The following is a 16,273-nucleotide window of genomic DNA, read 5'->3' as shown; positions in this document are numbered from 1 at the left end:
ACCTCGGCACGCCCATCCGGCCCTTGAGGAGAATCCTGTGCTCCGCATGAGAAAACGCGTCGCCGTCATCGCACTCGCGCTCGCCGGTGCCTCCGTCGTGGCGCCGCCCGCGGAGGCCGGGCAGGCCCAGGGCAAGGTGATGGCCTACTTCGCCGACTGGGACGTCTATGCCCGCAATTACCACGTCAAGGACATCGAGACGTCCGGATCGGCCGCGAAGCTGACCCATCTCAACTACGCGTTCGGCAACGTGACGGGCGGCGGCTGCGCGGTCGGCGATCCGTGGGCCGACCACGACACGCCCTATGACGCCGCCGCGAGCGTCAGCGGCCAGGCCGACAGCGCCGGACCCGGCGCCCTGCACGGCAGCTTCAACCAGCTGCTTGAACTGAAGAAGCTGCACCCGAAGCTGAAGGTGCTGTGGTCCTTCGGCGGCTGGACGTGGTCGGCCGGGTTCACCGAGGCCGCGAAGAACCCGGCCGCGTTCGCCGAATCCTGCTACAACCTCGTCAACGACCCGCGCTGGGCGGGCGTCTTCGACGGCATCGACGTCGACTGGGAGTACCCGAACGCCTGCGGCAACACCTGTGACACCAGCGGGCCGAAGGCGTTCACGGCCCTGGTCGCCGCCCTGCGCGCGAAGTTCGGGCGTCAGCTCGTCACCGCCGCGATCACCGCTGACGGCTCGAAGGGCGGCAAGATCGACGCCACCGACTACGCCGGGGCGAGCCGGTACCTCGACTGGTACAACGTGATGACCTACGACTACTTCGTCGCGGGCGCGAGCCCGACCGGGCCCACCGCGCCGCACTCGCCGCTGCGGGCCTACCCGGGCCTCCCGACGGCCGGCTTCTCTGCCGACGCGGCGATCCAGAAGCTGCGCCGTCAGGGCGTGCCGTCGTCGAAAATGTTGCTGGGCCTGGGGTTCTACGGCCGCGGCTGGGACGGCGTGACGCAGAAGCAGCCCGGCGGCACGGCGACCGGCCCGGCTCCCGGCACCTACGAAGCGGGCGTCGAGGACTACAAGGTCCTCAAGACCAAGTGCCCCGCCAACGGCAGGGTCGCGGGCACAGCGTACGCGAAGTGCGGCTTGCAGTGGTGGAGCTACGACACGCCCGAGACGGCGTCGGCCAAGGCCGGTTACGCGAAGTCGCAGGGGCTCGGCGGGGTGTTCGCCTGGGAGCTGTCCGGCGACACGGCCGGCGCCGAACTGCTGCGGGCCGTCGCGGGCCGCTGCTGAACCAAGCTGAAGGGCCCGGACGCGAGCGCGTCCGGGCCCTTCGTCCACTTAGGACTTCGCCGGGAAGCCGTGCCGCCGCGCGCCGAGTCGAACGTCATGAAAGAGTCGTTCATGACGTCGGGCGAGGTGAACGGGTCGTTCATGACGCCGGCCGCGTCCGAGTGGGTGGCGGCCGGTCGCGTTCCGTCACCTCACCAGCGGCGCGACGGGTCGATCACGTGGACGGCCGCTTCCTCCGCCGAAGCCGCGCCGCCGTCGATGCCCGCGTCGGACGCGTGCAGCTCTTCGTCGGCGTCCTCGCCGTAGCCCTCGTTCGACGCGACCAAGCGGCCCGCGCGGACGTCGCCGACCTCGTCGTCGATCAGCTCGCCGTCGCTGTCTTCGCTGTCGCCGAGGCCGTCGCCGTCCTCGGAAGCCACGTCCGGGACCTCGCGGGCGAGCCGGCGGTCCCAGCTTTCGCCCTCGGCGGTCTCGCGCGCGGTGGTGCCCCAGCCCTCGGTCGCCTGCGCGCGTTCCGGCGGGGAATAGCCCTCCGCCAGCTCGTCGCGGTCGTCCAAAGTGTCTTCGGGGTCCAGGATGCCGTCGTCGGCGCTGTCTTCGCTGTCGTTGCCCACGACCACCATCTTCCCGCAACTTCCTTGGCCGCGCCCAGCCCGGGTGATATCACCGTGTCATGCCGGGACTCCGCCCGGAGCTGGGTGGAAAGGTGATCTCTCATGCCGATGAGACGCAGGGTGCTGGCCGCGGGGCTGGCCGGGGTGTTCGGCGCCGCGGTGTCCGGACGGACGGCCCAGGCCGCGCCGGCGGTCCCGCCGGTGCGGCTGGACCAGCTGAACCTGGTCAACCTGTCGCACGTCAACGACCCCGCCACGACGAACGTCTTCCCCGGGGACCCGGCCTTCGAGCTGGAAACCATCGCGACCATCCCCGCGGACGGCTACTACCTGCAGTTCGTCCGCGAGGGCGAGCACACCGGGACGCACTGGGGCGCGCCAGGGCACTTCAACACCGGCGAGCCGCTCGCCGACGACATGGATCCCGGCGACCTGTTCCGGCCCGCCGTGAAGATCGACGTAAGAGCGAAGGCCGCGGCGAACCCGGACTACGCCGTCACGGTCGACGACCTCAAGGCGTGGGAGAAGCGCCACGGCCGGATCCCGGACGAGTCCGTCGTCGTGCTCTGGACCGGCTGGGACGCCAAGTGGGGCACTCCCGCATACCCGAACACCGACGCCAACGGCGTGCTGCGCCAGCCGGGCTTCTCCGTTCCCGCCGTGCGGTGGCTGATCGACACCGGGCGGCTGGGGCGCCGCGGCGGCACCGGCACCGACACGTTCAGCCCCGACGTCGGCACCGACGAGACCTACACGGTGTCCAAGCTGGTCTACCGGCGGCACCGGATCAGCCTGGAGATCCTGGCGAACCTCAAGGCGCTGCCCACCACCGGCGCCTGGGTGCTGGCGGGCGGCCCGATCAACCGCCACGGCGCCGGCTCGACCGCGACGATCTTCGGCGTCCTCCCACCAGGCGTTAACGCCGGCTAACCGCTTCCGAAGTCCGTGAATGGCACATTGAGGGACTCTAAGTCCCTCAATGTGCCATTCACGGACTTGCCGGTCAGCCCGCGGAAAGCGTCGAAAGGCGCAGCTGGGACAGCGGGGCCGGGCGGCCGAACCGGTAGCCCTGGGCGGTGGTGCAGCCCGCCCGGACGACCAGTTCGGCCTGCTCGGCCGTCTCGATGCCTTCGGCGACCACGGCCACGTCGAGGTCGGCGCACAACCCGACCAGCGACCGGCACAGCGCCGCGTCGCGGTCCGGCTGGACGCCGGTGGTCAGCGCCCGGTCCAGCTTGATCAGGTCGACCGGCAGCGCGTGCAGGACGGTCAGCGAGCTGTACCCGGCGCCGAAGTCGTCGAGCGCCACCCGGACGCCGAGGGCCTGCAGGCGGCGGATCGCGGCGGCACCCGCGGCCAGGTCCGGCACCGGCACGGTCTCGGTGATCTCGACGATCAGCCTCTCCTCGAGCGCGGCGGCGCCGAGCCGGCTCGCGCAGACGTTCACGTGCACGGTGAGGTCCAGCCCGGCCGCGGTGATCTCCCGGCAGGCGAGGTCCAGCACCAGCGCGTCCAGTTCGGCGCCGAGGCCGGCGCCTTCGGCGGCGCGGACGAACGTCTCGGGCGACACCGCGGTGCCGTCCCGCGTGGTCCACCGGGCCAGCGCCTCCACGGCCACCGGCGTCTCGTCGGCGAGCCGGACGATCGGCTGGAAGACCAGGGCGAAGCCTTCGGGGAGGCCGCCGTCCGCGCGGCGCAGCGCCGACGGGAAGTCGGGCGGGCTATCCGGCGACGGGTGGTACACGACGGTGGTGTCCTTGCCCAGCCGCTTGCCCGCGTACATCGACGAGTCCGCGCGGCCCAGCAGCACGTCCGAGGTGACCAGCGGCTCGGCCGGGTCCGGCACCACCAGGCCCATGCTCGCGCGGACCGGGACCAGCGTGCCGTGCACCGCGAACGGCCGCCGCAGCGCGCTCTGGATCCGGTCGGCGACGGCCTGCGGCGCGTCCAGCTCGCCCTCGAGGAGGATCGCGAACTCGTCGCCGCCCAGCCGCGCGACGGTGTCGCCCGCGCGCACGCAGCTCAGCAGCCGCTGGGCCACGGCGTGCAGCAGGACGTCGCCGCCCGCGTGCCCGAACCGGTCGTTGACCTCCTTGAAGTCGTCCAGGTCGACGAAGATCAGCACGAGCGCCCGGTGCCCGCCGTCCGCGGCCTGCTCGACGGCCCGGTCCAGCCGGTCGGCGAACAGCGCGCGGTTGGCCAGCCCGGTCAGCGGGTCGTGGTAGGCCTGATGGGTCAGCTGCAGCTGGCCCTCGTACACCCGGCGCAGCAGCAACCTGTTGTCCAGCAGGGAAAGCAGCTGCCGGGCGAGGACCAGGAACACCACGAGCACGCCGACGGACACCTCGACGCCGTCGGGCCCGGCGCCTGCCAGCAGCTGCACCGTGATCAGCAGCGCGACCGCGGTGACCGGCAGGTACGGCAGTGCGACCTGCCACCAGTCGACGCCGACCGCCTGCCCCGCGTCGTCGTGCCGCCGCGCGCGGGGCGTGAAGAGGAGGGCGAAGGTGATGAACAGCGGGCCGAGCACGAACCCCGCGTCCGACCACGGCTTCATGCTCTCCGCGCCGATGCTGACCAGGTAGGCGAACACGCTGTCCGAGCAGGCCAGCGCGACGATGCCGACAGCGGCCAGCAGCAGGTTCGCGCGGTAGGGCCGGTCCACCCGGTCGAACACCACCAGCAGCACCGCGACGACCACGACCACCAGGTCCGTCAGCGGATAGGCGATGGCGACGGCCCAGGTCAGCGCGTCCGGGCCGGTGGCGCGGACCACCTGACCGAGCGCCGCGGTCCAGGTGAGGATGAACAGCGAGCCGGTGACGACCAGCCCGTCGAGCACCACCGCGACGCCGAACCACTGGGCGGGCTGCCAGCGTTCGCGCTCCGGCCGGGACCGCGCGTGCGCCAGGACGAACAGCGCCGGGAGCGCGAACAGGGGGAAGCTCAGGTACCCGACGTCGGCCAGCGACGGCGACGGCAGCCCACGGCCGTCGATCAGCTGGTACCAGGACCAGACGCACTGCCCGAGCGACCAGCCCGCCATGCCGGTCGCGACCAGGACCCGCCACCAGCGCTGGTGCCCCGGGACCCGCCGGGCGACCAGGAAACCGCAGACAACGCCGGAGAGCCCGGCGCTCAGCTGCATGGCGTCGTCGATCCACAGCGCGACGGTGTCGCCCCAGAACGCGAAGCCGTTGGACAGGATCAGGGCCGCCGTGACGAAGACGAGCGCGATCGCCACGGGGTACCGCCGCACTGTCATGGCACCTCACGTGGTCACACACGCCGGTCGGACCGGCAAACACTACACCGGGCGTGATCGAGTACGCGCTCACCGCACCGGTGCCGGCTGTCCTCGCCGGACGCGGCCCCACGGCTTGAAGACCGAGAGGACGTTCGAGAGCAGCAGCAGGCTGGGGGCGACGACCACGGGCGGGAGCAGGCCGCTCGGGTCGCCCAGCGGCGTCCCGCCGGCCGCGAGCTGCCTGCCGTACTCGGCGACGTCGTCGATCCCCGGCCGCAGCGAGAAGAAGATCAGCAGCACCATCAGCACGTTGGCGGCCAGCTTCACGGCCACCCACCAGTACCGGACGAGGCCGTACTTGGTGCCGAGGCCGAGCACGACGCCGGTACCGAGGGTGAGGACGGCGGTGGTCAGCATCGGCCACACCACGAACAGGCCGACCGCCCGCAGGCTCGTCGCGACCACGGCCGGGTCGCCGGCGATCAGCGCGGTGCAGACCAGGATGCCGAACGCCGCGTCGATCCCGAACCACAAGCCGCCCGACACGATGTGCACCAGCAGGTACGCCTTGCGAGCCCGGCTGCTCAGCCTGGTCATGGTGACCGCCCTCCAGTTCGATGTCCCCATCGTCGGAGCCGGCGGCGTCGCGGTCGTCCGCCCACGGACGGCACTTGCCGCTACGCCCGGGTGCGTACGGCTGTCACAGATCGCGGCCCGGACTCGCCCTGTACGGGCCGCAGCGGGACGCGGTCGACCGGCCGGGCGCGTGGCTGACGACGGTCGCGAGCCGGATCTGCCTGCTCGCCCGGCGCGGCGAAGCCGTCGTGACGGTCATGGCCTTCGACGTGGCCGGGGAGTCGATCAGGCGGATCTGGGCGGTGCGGAACCCGGAGAAGCTCCGGCGATGGCCTGTTCCAGCAGGCGCTGCTCCGGCACCTGGCCGGCGCGGAGGAGGCCGCGGCGGACCTCGAACGGGACGTGCCGTCCGTGCTGGCGCGCCCCGAGATCAGCAGGCGCCACATCTTCGGGCTCATGATCAACAAATACCCCCGGCGGCTCGCCGTCAACCGGGCGGCGGGCCACGGCCGGGTCACGATCACCCGGCCGGGCGGCGGCGAGCGGGAATGGACGATCTTCGCCGGGTCCTCTTCGCCCGGCCGGGGCGGGTTTTTCCGTCGCGGAATCGGCGTGACACGCCGAGAATGCGCGCCCCCGGGAACCGGACGTCAAGCGCTTTCCCGTTTCCCCGGGCACCGGGAACGGAAACCGCGGGATAACGATCCGTTTGCCGCGCCTTGATCGACTGGACATCGGCGATGGCGCTGACGAACATTGATGCCCGCGGGAGGGAAGGGGAAGCAACGGTGGACGTCAGTGCGGCGGACGTGGTCGGTGAGCTGAAGGCCCTGCGCAAAGGGAGGGCAATTTTCACGACAACGCTCGCGGACCGGGTGGGCCCCGCATTGCGCACCACTTGTGGCATTGCCGAAGAGGACGGGACCGTGGAGATGCGGCGTAAGCTCTTCGACCGATTGCGGCCGCTGGTCGAATCGTTGCCGGATGATCTGAAGATCGCGCTGATCGCCGCGTTCGCGCTGGACGAGCGGGCGCGGAAGCCGTTCTACCAGGAACGGGTGCACTGGGCGGCGATCACGCTCGACCGCGACGACCGGACGGTCCGGCGGCGGATCGACGAGGGAATCGAGCAGATCGCCGCGCTGGCCGTCGCCGGTGCGGCGGAAGCGGGACCACGTTATCCGAGCCGCAGCTGGCACACCGAAGAACTGCGCGTCACGCTGGCTCTCGACCAGCCGGTGGCGGAGGCGTTCGAATTCCGGCGGGTGATCGCCGACGCCGACGAAATCGCCGAGCTGGACCTGGCGCTCACGCTGCCCGCGCCCGGTGAATCCGGGGAATCGGTGCGCGAGTCCGATCTCGCGGTCGACGTGTTCCACGGCGGTGTGCTCGGCCGCCGGGTGCGGGAATCGGGGGACCGGTTCGGGCTGGCGCTGCGGCTCCCGGAGCCGCTGCGGCGCGGCGCGCGGCACGAGATCGGCCTGCGATTCCGGGCGAACCTGCGGGAACCGCGTTATCTCTGCGTACCGCGGCACCCGGTCGATCTTTTCGACCTGCATGTCCGGTTCGGGGAAAACGTGCCGGAACGGATCGTGCGGCTGGAAGGGGTCGATCGCGGTGAAACGAACGATCCGGCGCCGCCCGGCGCCGAGCTGGAACCCGACGAAGCCGGTGAGGTGCACGTGCGGTTCCGGCACCTCGCGCCCGGGTTCGGCTACGGGATTCGCTGGTGGTGAATTGTCCAGGATCTGTCCGGTAATGCGCGGGTGCCCGCCGTCCGGGCCGGGTGGGCGGTGAACGGTTAACGGACAATAGCTGGACAACCATCGCCGCATTGCAACGTTGCTGGTCAGCGCCTCGATTACCGGTATGTCGGGCCGGGAACCGTCGAGGCACCCATGTGCTCCATTGTGGACGGAAGGACGGGAGTTCCGGTGGCGGACGCGAGGAGGGACCCGTGGAAACCATGATCTCGGAGGCGGCGCCGGAAGTGGCGGCGCCGGTCGACGGCTACACCGTGCCGAAGGACTCGCCGCGGCCCGACGGCGCACTGACGAAGGAGCGGCTCGACCCGGTGGTGGCGGCCGCGCGCGACGGCGACCCGGACGCGGTCCAGGCGCTGCTGCGGCTGATCAAGCCGGCGGTCGTGCGTTACTGCCGGGCGCGGATCGGCGGCCGCGACCTCTCGTACCTCTCGGCCGACGACGTCGCGCAGGAGGTGTGCCTGGCCGTGCTGAAGGTGCTGCCGAACTACCAGGACCGCGGCGGCTCGTTCCTGTACCTCGTGCGGGCGATCGCGGCGAACAAGGTCGCCGACGCCTTCCGCTCGGTGGCGCGGGACCGGGCGAAGCCGGTGCCGGAGCTGCCCGACCGCCCGCTGGGCGGTAACGAGCCGGAGAACCACGTGCTGGAGCTGGACCTGGGCGCCCGGCTGGGCCGGCTGATGGCGTTGCTGCCGCGGCTGCACCAGGAGATCCTCGCGCTGCGGATCGTGGTCGGGCTGTCGGCGACGGAGACGGCGGAGGCACTGGGCATCTCCGCCGGCAACGTCCGCATCACGCAGTACCGCGCGCTGGGCAAGCTGCGCGGCATGATCGGTGACGGCGGGCTGTGAGCGTCACTCCAGCCATTCGGTGACGAAGTGGTCGCTTTCGTGGATGTGCACGGCCTCGTAGACGCCGGGGCCGAGCACGGCGAACTTGTGCGGCGTGCCGGCCGGGACGACGAGCACGTCCCCGGCACCGCCGTCACGCTGCTCGTCGCCGACGGTGAACCGGGCCCGTCCCCGGATGATGACGAACGTCTCGGTGTAGGGGTGCCGGTGCAGACGCGGGCCCGAGCCGACGACGCCGGTGCTTTCGCGGATGACCGAGATCCCGGACCCGACATCGCGTCCTTCGAAGTTCTCGCTGTCGCTCATCCACCGAGCGTAGCCAGTTCACGGACCTACCTCCGGGCCCCGCGCTCGGTGGTGACCGCTTTGCGCAGCTGGGTGAGCGCCCGGTGCTGGGCGACGCGGACCGCGCCCGGTGTCGAGCCGACCGCCGCCGCGGTCTCCTCCGCGGACAGCCCGACCACCACGCGCAGCACCACGATCTCCCGCTGCTTCTCCGGCAGGACCCGGAGCAGCGTCGCCATGCGTTCGCCCAGCTCGCGCCGGAGGGCGTGGTGCTCGGGGTCCATCGAGGAGTCGATCTCGTCCGGCAGCTCGGCGACCGGCTCGTCCTGCTGCCGGGCCGCGGCCTTGCGGGCGGCCGCGACCTTGTGCCGGGCGATGCCGCAGACGAAGTTGGGGAACGGCCGCTCCGGCGGCCACGCGGGCAGCGCCTTGAGCACGGCGAGGCAGACGTCCTGCGCGACGTCGTCGGCCGAGCACCAGGTGTCCTGCCCCGGGCCGAGGCGGGCGCGGCAGTAGCGCACCACCAGCGGCCGCGCCGCGGCCAGCAGGCGATCCTGGGCTGGGCTGGTCGTCATGACTTTCCTCCCCGAGCTGCCGCGGCCGCGTCGACCGGCAGGGGGTACTACCCGTTTTCCCCCGGAACGGACCTGTACCACGGGGATTCCCGGCTATTTCCGGAAAATCCCCGGCCCGCTCGGCGATTCCTAGATCGAAGACGGGGATGACCTCGAAAACCGCGAGGGCCCGGCCGACGCGATGTCACCGATGCGTGGAAAGTCCGGTTCGGCTCACGGCTGCTGCCGGAACGCGTCCAGGACGCGACGCTCCCTTTTTGTCGGCCGGCCCGCACCGCGGTCGCGGCGGGCGACCGGGATCGCCGTCTCCGGGGGCGGCTTGGGTGTCCGGTCCAGGAAGCACGTCGCCGCGTCCGCCGCGCCCACGCGTTTCTGGATCACCCGGACGACGTCGAGGACCTTGGTCGTCCCGTCGACGCGCAGGCGCACCTCGTCACCCGGCACGACGGTCGTCGCCGGCTTCGCGGGCTTGTCGTTGACGCGCACGTGGCCGCCGCGGCACGCCGCCGCGGCGTCCGGGCGGGTCTTCGTCAGCCGGACCGCCCAAAGCCAGCGGTCCACTCGGGTGGACTCCACAGTCGTCCATCATGGCCCATTCAGCGGCACAGGCGCGCCGGCCCGTCAGGTTACTCGTGGGTATATGTCGACTTGTCAGGAGGTTTCGAGCTATAACTTGTTCTAAATACCTCAACGGTGAGGAACAACACATGAGTGACGAACCCGTGTGGAGAACAACTTCTGGCTCAGTTTCCCGGCGCCTCTTCATCGCTGGAACCGGTTCTATCTTAGCCGGTGCCGCGCTGGCCGGCCGAGCCACGGCCGCATCGTCGCGGCCAGCCGCCACAGCCGCCGTTTCCGACGGTGCCCGCGTGTCCGCGCTGGTGATCGGCTCCGGCTACGGCGGCTCGGTCGCCGCCCTCCGGCTCGCCCAGGCCGGCATCGACGTGCAGATGATCGAAATGGGCATGGCCTGGGACACCCCCGGCTCGGACGGCAAGATCTTCTGCACCACGCCCAATCCGGACCAGCGGTCGTTCTGGTTGCGCACCAGGACGAAACAGCCGTTCTCCAACTTCCTCGGGTTCCCGATCGACAAGGACATCCCGCGCTACACGGGCGTCCTCGACGCCGAGGAGTTCGGCGGGATCATCGTGTACCAGGGCCGCGGCGTCGGCGGCGGCTCGCTCGTCAACGGCGGCATGGCTGTCACGCCGAAGCGGGAGAACTTCGGCGCGATCCTCCCGACGGTCGACGCGAACGAGATGTACAACGTCTACTACCCGCGCGCCAACGCGGGGCTCGGGGTCGCCAGTATCCGCCCGGCCTGGTTCGAAAGCACAGACTGGTACCAGTTCGCCCGCGTCGGCCGGAAACAGGCCCAGCGGTCCGGTTTCCCGTTCGTGTTCGTGCCGGACGTGTACGACTGGGACTACATGGAGCAGGAGGCGGCGGGCACCGCCACGAAGTCGGCGCTGGCCGGGGAAATCCTGTTCGGCAACAACTACGGCAAGAAGTCGCTGCAGAAGACCTACCTGCCGAAGATCGCCGCGACCGGCCGGGTCACCATCTCGCCGCTGCACCGCGTGACGCAGGTGGTGCCGGCCTCCGGCGGCGGCTACACCGTGACGATCGAGCAGCTCACCACCGCGGGCGCGGTGTCCGCCATCAAGACCGTCACCGCGGACACGGTCTTCTTCGCCGCCGGCAGCGTCGGGACCAGCAAGCTGCTGGTGAAGCTGAAGGCGACCGGCGCACTGCCGAACCTGAACGGCGAGATCGGCAAGGGCTGGGGCGACAACGGGAACGTGATGGTCGGGCGCGCCAACCAGATCTGGGACCCGACCGGGGCCTCCCAGTCGACCATCCCGTGCGGCGGCATCGACAACTGGGCCGCGGGCGGCGCGTTCGCGGAGGTCGCGCCGCTGCCGACCGGGATCGAGACGTGGGCGTCGTTCTACCTGTCGATCACGAAGAACCCGAACCGCGCCCAGTTCACCTGGAACCCGACGACCCGGGCGGTCGACCTGAACTGGCAGACGGCGTGGAAACAGCCGGGCATCGACATGGCGAAGACCATCTTCGACAAGATCAACACGACCGAGGGCACGATCTACCGGACCGACCTCTTCGGGACGTACAAGACCTGGGGCGACCACCTCACCTACCACCCGCTCGGCGGCGCGGTGCTGGGCAAGGCGACCGACAACTACGGCAGGCTCGCCGGCTACCCGGGCCTGTACGCGATCGACGGCTCGCTGATCCCGGGCAACACCAGCGTCAACCCGTTCGTGACCATCACAGCGCTGGCCGAACGCAACATCGAGAAGATCATCGCGCAGGACTTCTGACCAAAGTTCGTGAAGGCCACCTTGAGGAACTACAAGTTCCTCAAGGTGGCCTTCACGAACTTTCTCACGACCGGTGGGACGGGAGGACGCAGACGGTGTCGAGGCCGAGGACGTGGTTCAGCCTGCCGAAGGCGAGCCACGCGCCGAGGCTCATGCTCAGCTCGACGATCTCCTGCTGCGTGTAGTGCGCGGACATCCGCTTCCAGAACTCGTCGTCCAGGTTGTGGTGGTCCAGGGAGTACCGCTCGGCGTACTCCGCCGCGAGCCGCGTGCGGTCGTCGAAGCGGTCCGTCGTGCGCCAGTCGAGGACGGCGTCCGCGAACTCCTCCTCGACCTTCTGCCCGTCGCGTTCGGTGCGCCAGTCGAGGCAGAAGACGCAGCCGTTGATCTGCGCGATCCGCAGCCGCGCGGCTTCGAACTCCCGCAGCCCCAGCGTCGTGTGCTCGTACACCGCCAGCGAGAACTTCGACGCGGCGATCCCGATGCCGGGCACCATTTCGCCCCAGACGTACCCAATGGGGTCCTTGCCCGCGGGGATGTCGATGTTCACGGACGGCTCCTTCCGAGCTTGCCCGCTGCCGGGCGCAGCGGGACGTCGAGTGCGTCGTAGAGGCCGGGTCCGGCCGCGGCCAGCCAGTCGATGGCGCCGACGAGCCGTCCGACGGCGGTGGCGTTGCCGCCCGCCGACCGGTTCTCGCCTTCGTCGGTCGCCTCGACGGTGACCTCGATGCGCGGCCGTCCTTCGATGATCACGCGGTGCGCGCCGTCGCCGCTGGGCGGCACCGGCCAGTCGGGCGCGCACGACGGGTGGATGCGCGTCACGTGCTCGATGACGATCCGCGGCTCGCCGCCGACGATGCCCTGCACCTCGAACCGCACCGCGCCCTGGGTGCCCTTCTCGAACTCGCCCATGGTCCGCGTGGTGACGGTTTCGTCCAGGGGCCGCCGATCGAGGGTCTCCCGCAGCTCGGTGACCTCGACGCCGAGGCCGCGCGCGATCAGCCGGACCTGGCCGCCCCACACCATCGACGGCACGCCGGTCATCAGCATCGGCGGGTCGTAGTCCATCGGCTGGCCCATCCCGACGAGGTACCGGACGGAGTCGGGCTGCTCGTAGGTCGAGTAGTCGAAGATCTCCTGGCAGCGGATGACGTCGACGTCCGTGCCGAGCCCGCTGATCAGCAGTGGCAGCACGTCGTTGCCCCAGCCGGGGTCGACGCCGGAGACGAACAGCGAGCCGCCGCCGTCCTTGATCGCCGCCAGCACGGGATCCCGCAGCTCCGGCGGCGCGTTCCGCTGGTCGTAGAGGGGGTAGAGGGCCGGCGTCACGACGACCGCGCCCGCCCGGATCGCGCGCACGATGTCGGCGAGCGCGTCGTCGAACCGGACGTCGCCCGAAGCGGCGTACACGACCGCGCGCGGGCTCGTGGCCAGAACGGCGTCGATGTCGTCCGTCGCGGCGACCCCCAGCGTGCCGATGCCGGCCAGCTCGCCCGCGTCCTTGCCGACCTTCGCCGGGTCGTGGACGAGCACCGCGGTGAGCTTCAGGCCCGGGTGGGCGTCGACGGCCCGGATTGCCGCACGGCCGACGTTGCCCGTGCCCCACACCACTGTGGCGATCATGACCTGAGTTTTCGCCGTCCGCGCGGGCGCGGGTAGAAATTCGTTCCGGCCAGCGGACCGCGTGGTCGTTGGTAGCATGCTTCAGCGTCCGAACGCCGCACCGGAGGTCCGTCATGACGATCGACCCGAAGCCCCGCAGCCGCACGGTGACCGACGGGATCGAGGCCGCGCCCGCCAGAGGCATGCTGCGCGCGGTCGGGATGGGTGACGGCGACTGGCACAAGCCGATCATCGGCGTCGCCAGTTCGTGGAACGAGATCACGCCGTGCAACCTGTCGCTGGACCGGCTGGCCCAGGCGGCCAAGGAGGGCGTGCACGCAGGCGGCGGCTACCCGCTGCAGTTCGGCACGATCTCGGTGTCCGACGGGATCTCGATGGGGCACGACGGCATGCACTTCTCGCTGGTTTCCCGCGAGGTGATCGCCGACTCGGTCGAGACGGTGATGCAGGCCGAGCGGCTCGACGGCTCGATACTCCTGGCCGGCTGCGACAAGTCGCTGCCGGGCATGCTGATGGCGGCCGCACGCCTCGACCTGGCGTCGGTGTTCCTCTACGCGGGCACGATCGCCCCCGGCTGGGTGAAGCTCACCGACGGCACCGAGAAGGACGTCACGCTTATCGACGCCTTCGAGGCCGTCGGCGCGTGCCGGGCCGGGCGGCTCAAGACCGACGACCTCGACCGCATCGAACGCGCCATCTGCCCGGGCGAAGGCGCCTGCGGCGGGATGTACACCGCGAACACGATGGCGTCGGCCGCGGAAGCCATGGGGATGAGCATGCCCGGGTCGGCGGCGCCGCCGTCCGCGGACCGCCGTCGCGACCACTACGCGCACCTTTCGGGTGAAGCCGTCGTCGGGCTGCTCGAACGCGGCATCACCGCGCGGGACATCCTCACCAGGGAGGCGTTCGAGAACGCCATCACCGTCGTCATGGCCCTCGGTGGTTCGACCAATGCCGTGCTGCACCTGCTGGCCATCGCGCACGAGGCGAAGGTCGAGCTGACCCTCGACGACTTCAACCGCGTCGGCGACCGCGTCCCGCACCTGGGCGACCTCAAGCCGTTCGGCAAGTACGTCATGAACGACATCGACCGCCACGGCGGCATTCCCGTGCTGATGAAGGCGCTGCTGGACGAGGGGCTCATCCACGGCGACGCGTTGACGGTCACCGGGCGCACGGTGGCGGAGAACCTCGCCGAGCTGGACCCCGAGCCGATCGACGGCGAAGTGCTGCGCCCGCTGAACAACCCGCTGCACCCGACCGGCGGCATCACGATCCTGCGCGGCTCGCTCGCGCCCGAGGGCGCGGTCGTGAAGTCCGCGGGCTTCGACACGGCCAACTTCGAGGGCCCGGCCCGCGTGTTCGAACGCGAGCAGGAGGCGATGGCGGCGCTGACCGAGGGCCGGATCCAGGCCGGCGACGTCGTGGTCATCCGCTACGAAGGCCCCAAGGGCGGGCCGGGCATGCGGGAGATGCTCGCGATCACCGCGGCGATCAAGGGCGCCGGGCTGGGCCGGGACGTCCTGCTGCTGACCGACGGCCGGTTCTCCGGCGGCACCACCGGCCTGTGCATCGGCCACGTCGCGCCGGAGGCGGTGGACGGCGGGCCGATCGCGTTCGTCCGCACCGGCGACCGGATTGCCGTCGACATCAAGGCCCGCAGCATCGACCTGCTGGTCGACGCGGCCGAGCTGGCCCGGCGCCGCGAAGGCTGGGAGCCGCTGCCGACCAAGTTCCCCGAGGGCGTGCTCGGCAAGTACGTCAAGCTCGTCCGGTCGTCGTCCTACGGTGCCGTCACGAGCTGAGCGAGAGCGCGTTTGTCGACCTTCCCGACCGCGGTGATCGGCAGCGCGTCGACGAAGTCCACGCCCGCCGGGACGTAGTGCTCCTGGCCGAAGACATCCCGCGCGTGGGCTTTGAGGTCGTCTTCGGTCACTTCGCCGGACGCGACGACCACGGCGTGCAGCAGCCGGCCGTCTTCGGTTTCCCGCCCGAAGACGGCCACGCTCCGCACGGCCGGGTGCGTCGCGAGGGCGTGTTCGACAACGGTGGTGGGGACCTTCGTGCCGTGTTCGCCGACCACGACGACGTCGTCCGCGCGGTCGAGCAGGTAGAGGTAGCCCTCGTCGTCGAAGCGGCCGAGGTCGCCGGTGCGCAGCCAGCCGGCACCGACCTCCGGCCCGCCGAGGTAACCGTCCATCATGGACAGTCCGCGCACTTCGACCTCGCCGTCGGTGATGCGGGCCTCCATCCCGGGCACGATCCGGCCGACCGAGCTTCGCAGTTCGGGTCGTGCGACGAGCTCGGCGGCGGAGATGCTCGCGATCATCGGGGCTTCGGTGAGGCCGTAGCCCTGGCCGACGACCGGGCCGAAGACGTCGAGGGCCTGGGCGAGCCGGTGCGGCGGCAGCGGCGCGGCGCCGAGGGAGAGCGAGCGGACGCTGCCGAGGTCGGTGGTTTTCCGTGCCGGGTGGTCGAGCACCGCGGCCAGCCGGGGCGGAGTCAGCGAGAGGGTGTCGATCCGGTGCTCCTGGATCGCTTTCAGGACCGCTCCCGCGTCGAAGCCGTCGTGGACCACCACGGTGTCGTGCCGCAGCAGCGCGCCGAGCACAGTGGCGTTGCCGGTCATGTGCGTCATCGGCGCGACGAGCAGCGTGCGCCCGGGGCCGTCCGGCGACGGCGTGAAGAGGTACGCCATGCCGTCGTAGATGCCGCTGTGCCGGATGAGCTTCGGGATGCCGGTGGTGCCGCCGGTGGGGAAGAGCAGGCGGACCGTTTCCGGCGGGTTCAGCGGCCGCGGTTCGCCGTCGAGGTCGTCGAGGGTCCGGACGTCGCCCGCGGGCCAGTCGTCCGGCCGGTCGGTGACGACGGTGGCGCCGCTCGCCGCAGCCAGCCGGTCCCGGTGCGGCGCCGAGGCGGGGACCATGAGCACGGTCGCGCCGCGCAGGAGGGCCGCCAGCTGGACGAGGACCGTCTCGGGCCGGTTGCGCAGGTCGATGGCGACGGTCTCGGCCTCGCCCGGGCCGCCGTGCAACCGCCTCAGGCGGTCGCGGGCCTGGTGGTAGGTGGTGATGCCGCCGTCGGCGTGGAACAGGACGCGGTCGCCGCCGTCGTCGAGCGCGGCGAGGACCTTCGTCAGGAAGAAGCTCAC

The 16,273-nt window shown here is 71.0% G+C and carries 15 protein-coding genes; 6 read left to right on the top strand and 9 right to left on the bottom strand.

Annotation, left to right across the window (positions count from 1 at the left end):
- Window positions 1–46 precede the first annotated feature (46 nt).
- Window positions 47–1,240: a glycoside hydrolase family 18 protein gene (locus A3CE_RS0114220; RefSeq protein WP_211231915.1), complete on the top strand. Its 1,194-nt coding sequence runs from the start codon at window positions 47–49 to the stop codon at window positions 1,238–1,240.
- A gap of 191 nt (window positions 1,241–1,431) precedes the next feature.
- Here A3CE_RS0114220 and A3CE_RS0114215 read toward each other — a convergent pair whose 3' ends face one another.
- Window positions 1,432–1,854 (bottom strand): DUF5709 domain-containing protein, encoded by a 423-nt coding sequence (locus A3CE_RS0114215; protein WP_043792303.1) that lies wholly within the window; start codon window positions 1,852–1,854, stop codon window positions 1,432–1,434.
- A 102-nt stretch (window positions 1,855–1,956) separates the two neighbouring features.
- On the opposite strand from A3CE_RS0114215, the gene A3CE_RS0114210 reads away from it, so the two are divergent.
- Window positions 1,957–2,784: a cyclase family protein gene (locus A3CE_RS0114210; protein ID WP_026468475.1), complete on the top strand. Its 828-nt coding sequence runs from the start codon at window positions 1,957–1,959 to the stop codon at window positions 2,782–2,784.
- Between the two features lie 73 nt (window positions 2,785–2,857).
- Here the strand turns inward: A3CE_RS0114210 and A3CE_RS0114205 are convergent, their stop codons facing one another.
- Window positions 2,858–5,119 (bottom strand): putative bifunctional diguanylate cyclase/phosphodiesterase, encoded by a 2,262-nt coding sequence (locus A3CE_RS0114205; protein ID WP_245589519.1) that lies wholly within the window; start codon window positions 5,117–5,119, stop codon window positions 2,858–2,860.
- Window positions 5,120–5,188: 69 nt separating this feature from the next.
- Window positions 5,189–5,698: a hypothetical protein gene (locus A3CE_RS0114200; RefSeq protein ID WP_020640756.1), complete on the bottom strand. Its 510-nt coding sequence runs from the start codon at window positions 5,696–5,698 to the stop codon at window positions 5,189–5,191.
- 698 nt (window positions 5,699–6,396) lie between these two features.
- Here A3CE_RS0114200 and A3CE_RS0114190 point away from each other — a divergent pair.
- Together A3CE_RS0114190 and shbA (A3CE_RS0114185) are read left to right on the top strand one after the other, a co-directional pair.
- A complete protein-coding gene (locus A3CE_RS0114190; RefSeq protein ID WP_245589518.1) occupies window positions 6,397–7,413 on the top strand; it encodes a hypothetical protein in 1,017 nt (338 codons plus the stop codon).
- 230 nt (window positions 7,414–7,643) lie between these two features.
- Window positions 7,644–8,291: an RNA polymerase sigma factor ShbA gene (gene shbA / locus A3CE_RS0114185; RefSeq protein WP_051183908.1), complete on the top strand. Its 648-nt coding sequence runs from the start codon at window positions 7,644–7,646 to the stop codon at window positions 8,289–8,291.
- 3 nt (window positions 8,292–8,294) lie between these two features.
- Here the strand turns inward: shbA (A3CE_RS0114185) and A3CE_RS0114180 are convergent, their stop codons facing one another.
- The 3 genes from A3CE_RS0114180 to A3CE_RS0114170 form a co-directional block, all read right to left on the bottom strand.
- Window positions 8,295–8,597, bottom strand: a complete 303-nt coding sequence (locus tag A3CE_RS0114180) for a cupin domain-containing protein (protein WP_020640752.1) — start codon at window positions 8,595–8,597, stop codon at window positions 8,295–8,297.
- Between the two features lie 26 nt (window positions 8,598–8,623).
- Window positions 8,624–9,151, bottom strand: coding sequence for an RNA polymerase sigma factor ShbA (gene shbA, locus A3CE_RS0114175; RefSeq protein WP_020640751.1), 528 nt, complete (start codon window positions 9,149–9,151; stop codon window positions 8,624–8,626).
- Between the two features lie 213 nt (window positions 9,152–9,364).
- Window positions 9,365–9,712: an RNA-binding S4 domain-containing protein gene (locus A3CE_RS0114170; protein ID WP_020640750.1), complete on the bottom strand. Its 348-nt coding sequence runs from the start codon at window positions 9,710–9,712 to the stop codon at window positions 9,365–9,367.
- Between the two features lie 308 nt (window positions 9,713–10,020).
- Here A3CE_RS0114170 and A3CE_RS0114165 point away from each other — a divergent pair, with 308 nt between their 5' ends.
- Entirely contained in the window at window positions 10,021–11,499 is a 1,479-nt protein-coding gene (locus A3CE_RS0114165) for a GMC oxidoreductase (RefSeq protein WP_020640749.1), read from the top strand.
- Between the two features lie 64 nt (window positions 11,500–11,563).
- Here A3CE_RS0114165 and A3CE_RS0114160 read toward each other — a convergent pair whose 3' ends face one another.
- Together A3CE_RS0114160 and A3CE_RS0114155 are read right to left on the bottom strand one after the other, a co-directional pair.
- Window positions 11,564–12,049, bottom strand: coding sequence for a carboxymuconolactone decarboxylase family protein (locus A3CE_RS0114160; protein WP_020640748.1), 486 nt, complete (start codon window positions 12,047–12,049; stop codon window positions 11,564–11,566).
- Window positions 12,046–13,122: an NAD(P)H-dependent amine dehydrogenase family protein gene (locus A3CE_RS0114155; protein WP_020640747.1), complete on the bottom strand. Its 1,077-nt coding sequence runs from the start codon at window positions 13,120–13,122 to the stop codon at window positions 12,046–12,048. Before A3CE_RS0114155 ends, A3CE_RS0114160 begins: the two co-directional genes overlap by 4 nt.
- 113 nt (window positions 13,123–13,235) lie before the next feature.
- On the opposite strand from A3CE_RS0114155, the gene ilvD reads away from it, so the two are divergent.
- The gene (gene ilvD, locus A3CE_RS0114150; protein WP_020640746.1) at window positions 13,236–14,927 is read left to right on the top strand and encodes a dihydroxy-acid dehydratase; all 1,692 of its coding nucleotides are present in this window, start codon (window positions 13,236–13,238) and stop codon (window positions 14,925–14,927) included.
- Here ilvD and A3CE_RS0114145 read toward each other — a convergent pair.
- A complete protein-coding gene (locus tag A3CE_RS0114145; RefSeq protein WP_020640745.1) occupies window positions 14,906–16,273 on the bottom strand; it encodes a class I adenylate-forming enzyme family protein in 1,368 nt (455 codons plus the stop codon). The two genes, ilvD and A3CE_RS0114145, sit on opposite strands and share 22 nt — an antisense overlap.

This window comes from Amycolatopsis balhimycina FH 1894 (assembly GCF_000384295.1).
Classification (GTDB): domain Bacteria; phylum Actinomycetota; class Actinomycetes; order Mycobacteriales; family Pseudonocardiaceae; genus Amycolatopsis; species Amycolatopsis balhimycina.
The sequence above is the reverse complement of the archived record's forward strand: the minus strand, read 5'-3'. Positions and strand labels throughout refer to the sequence as shown.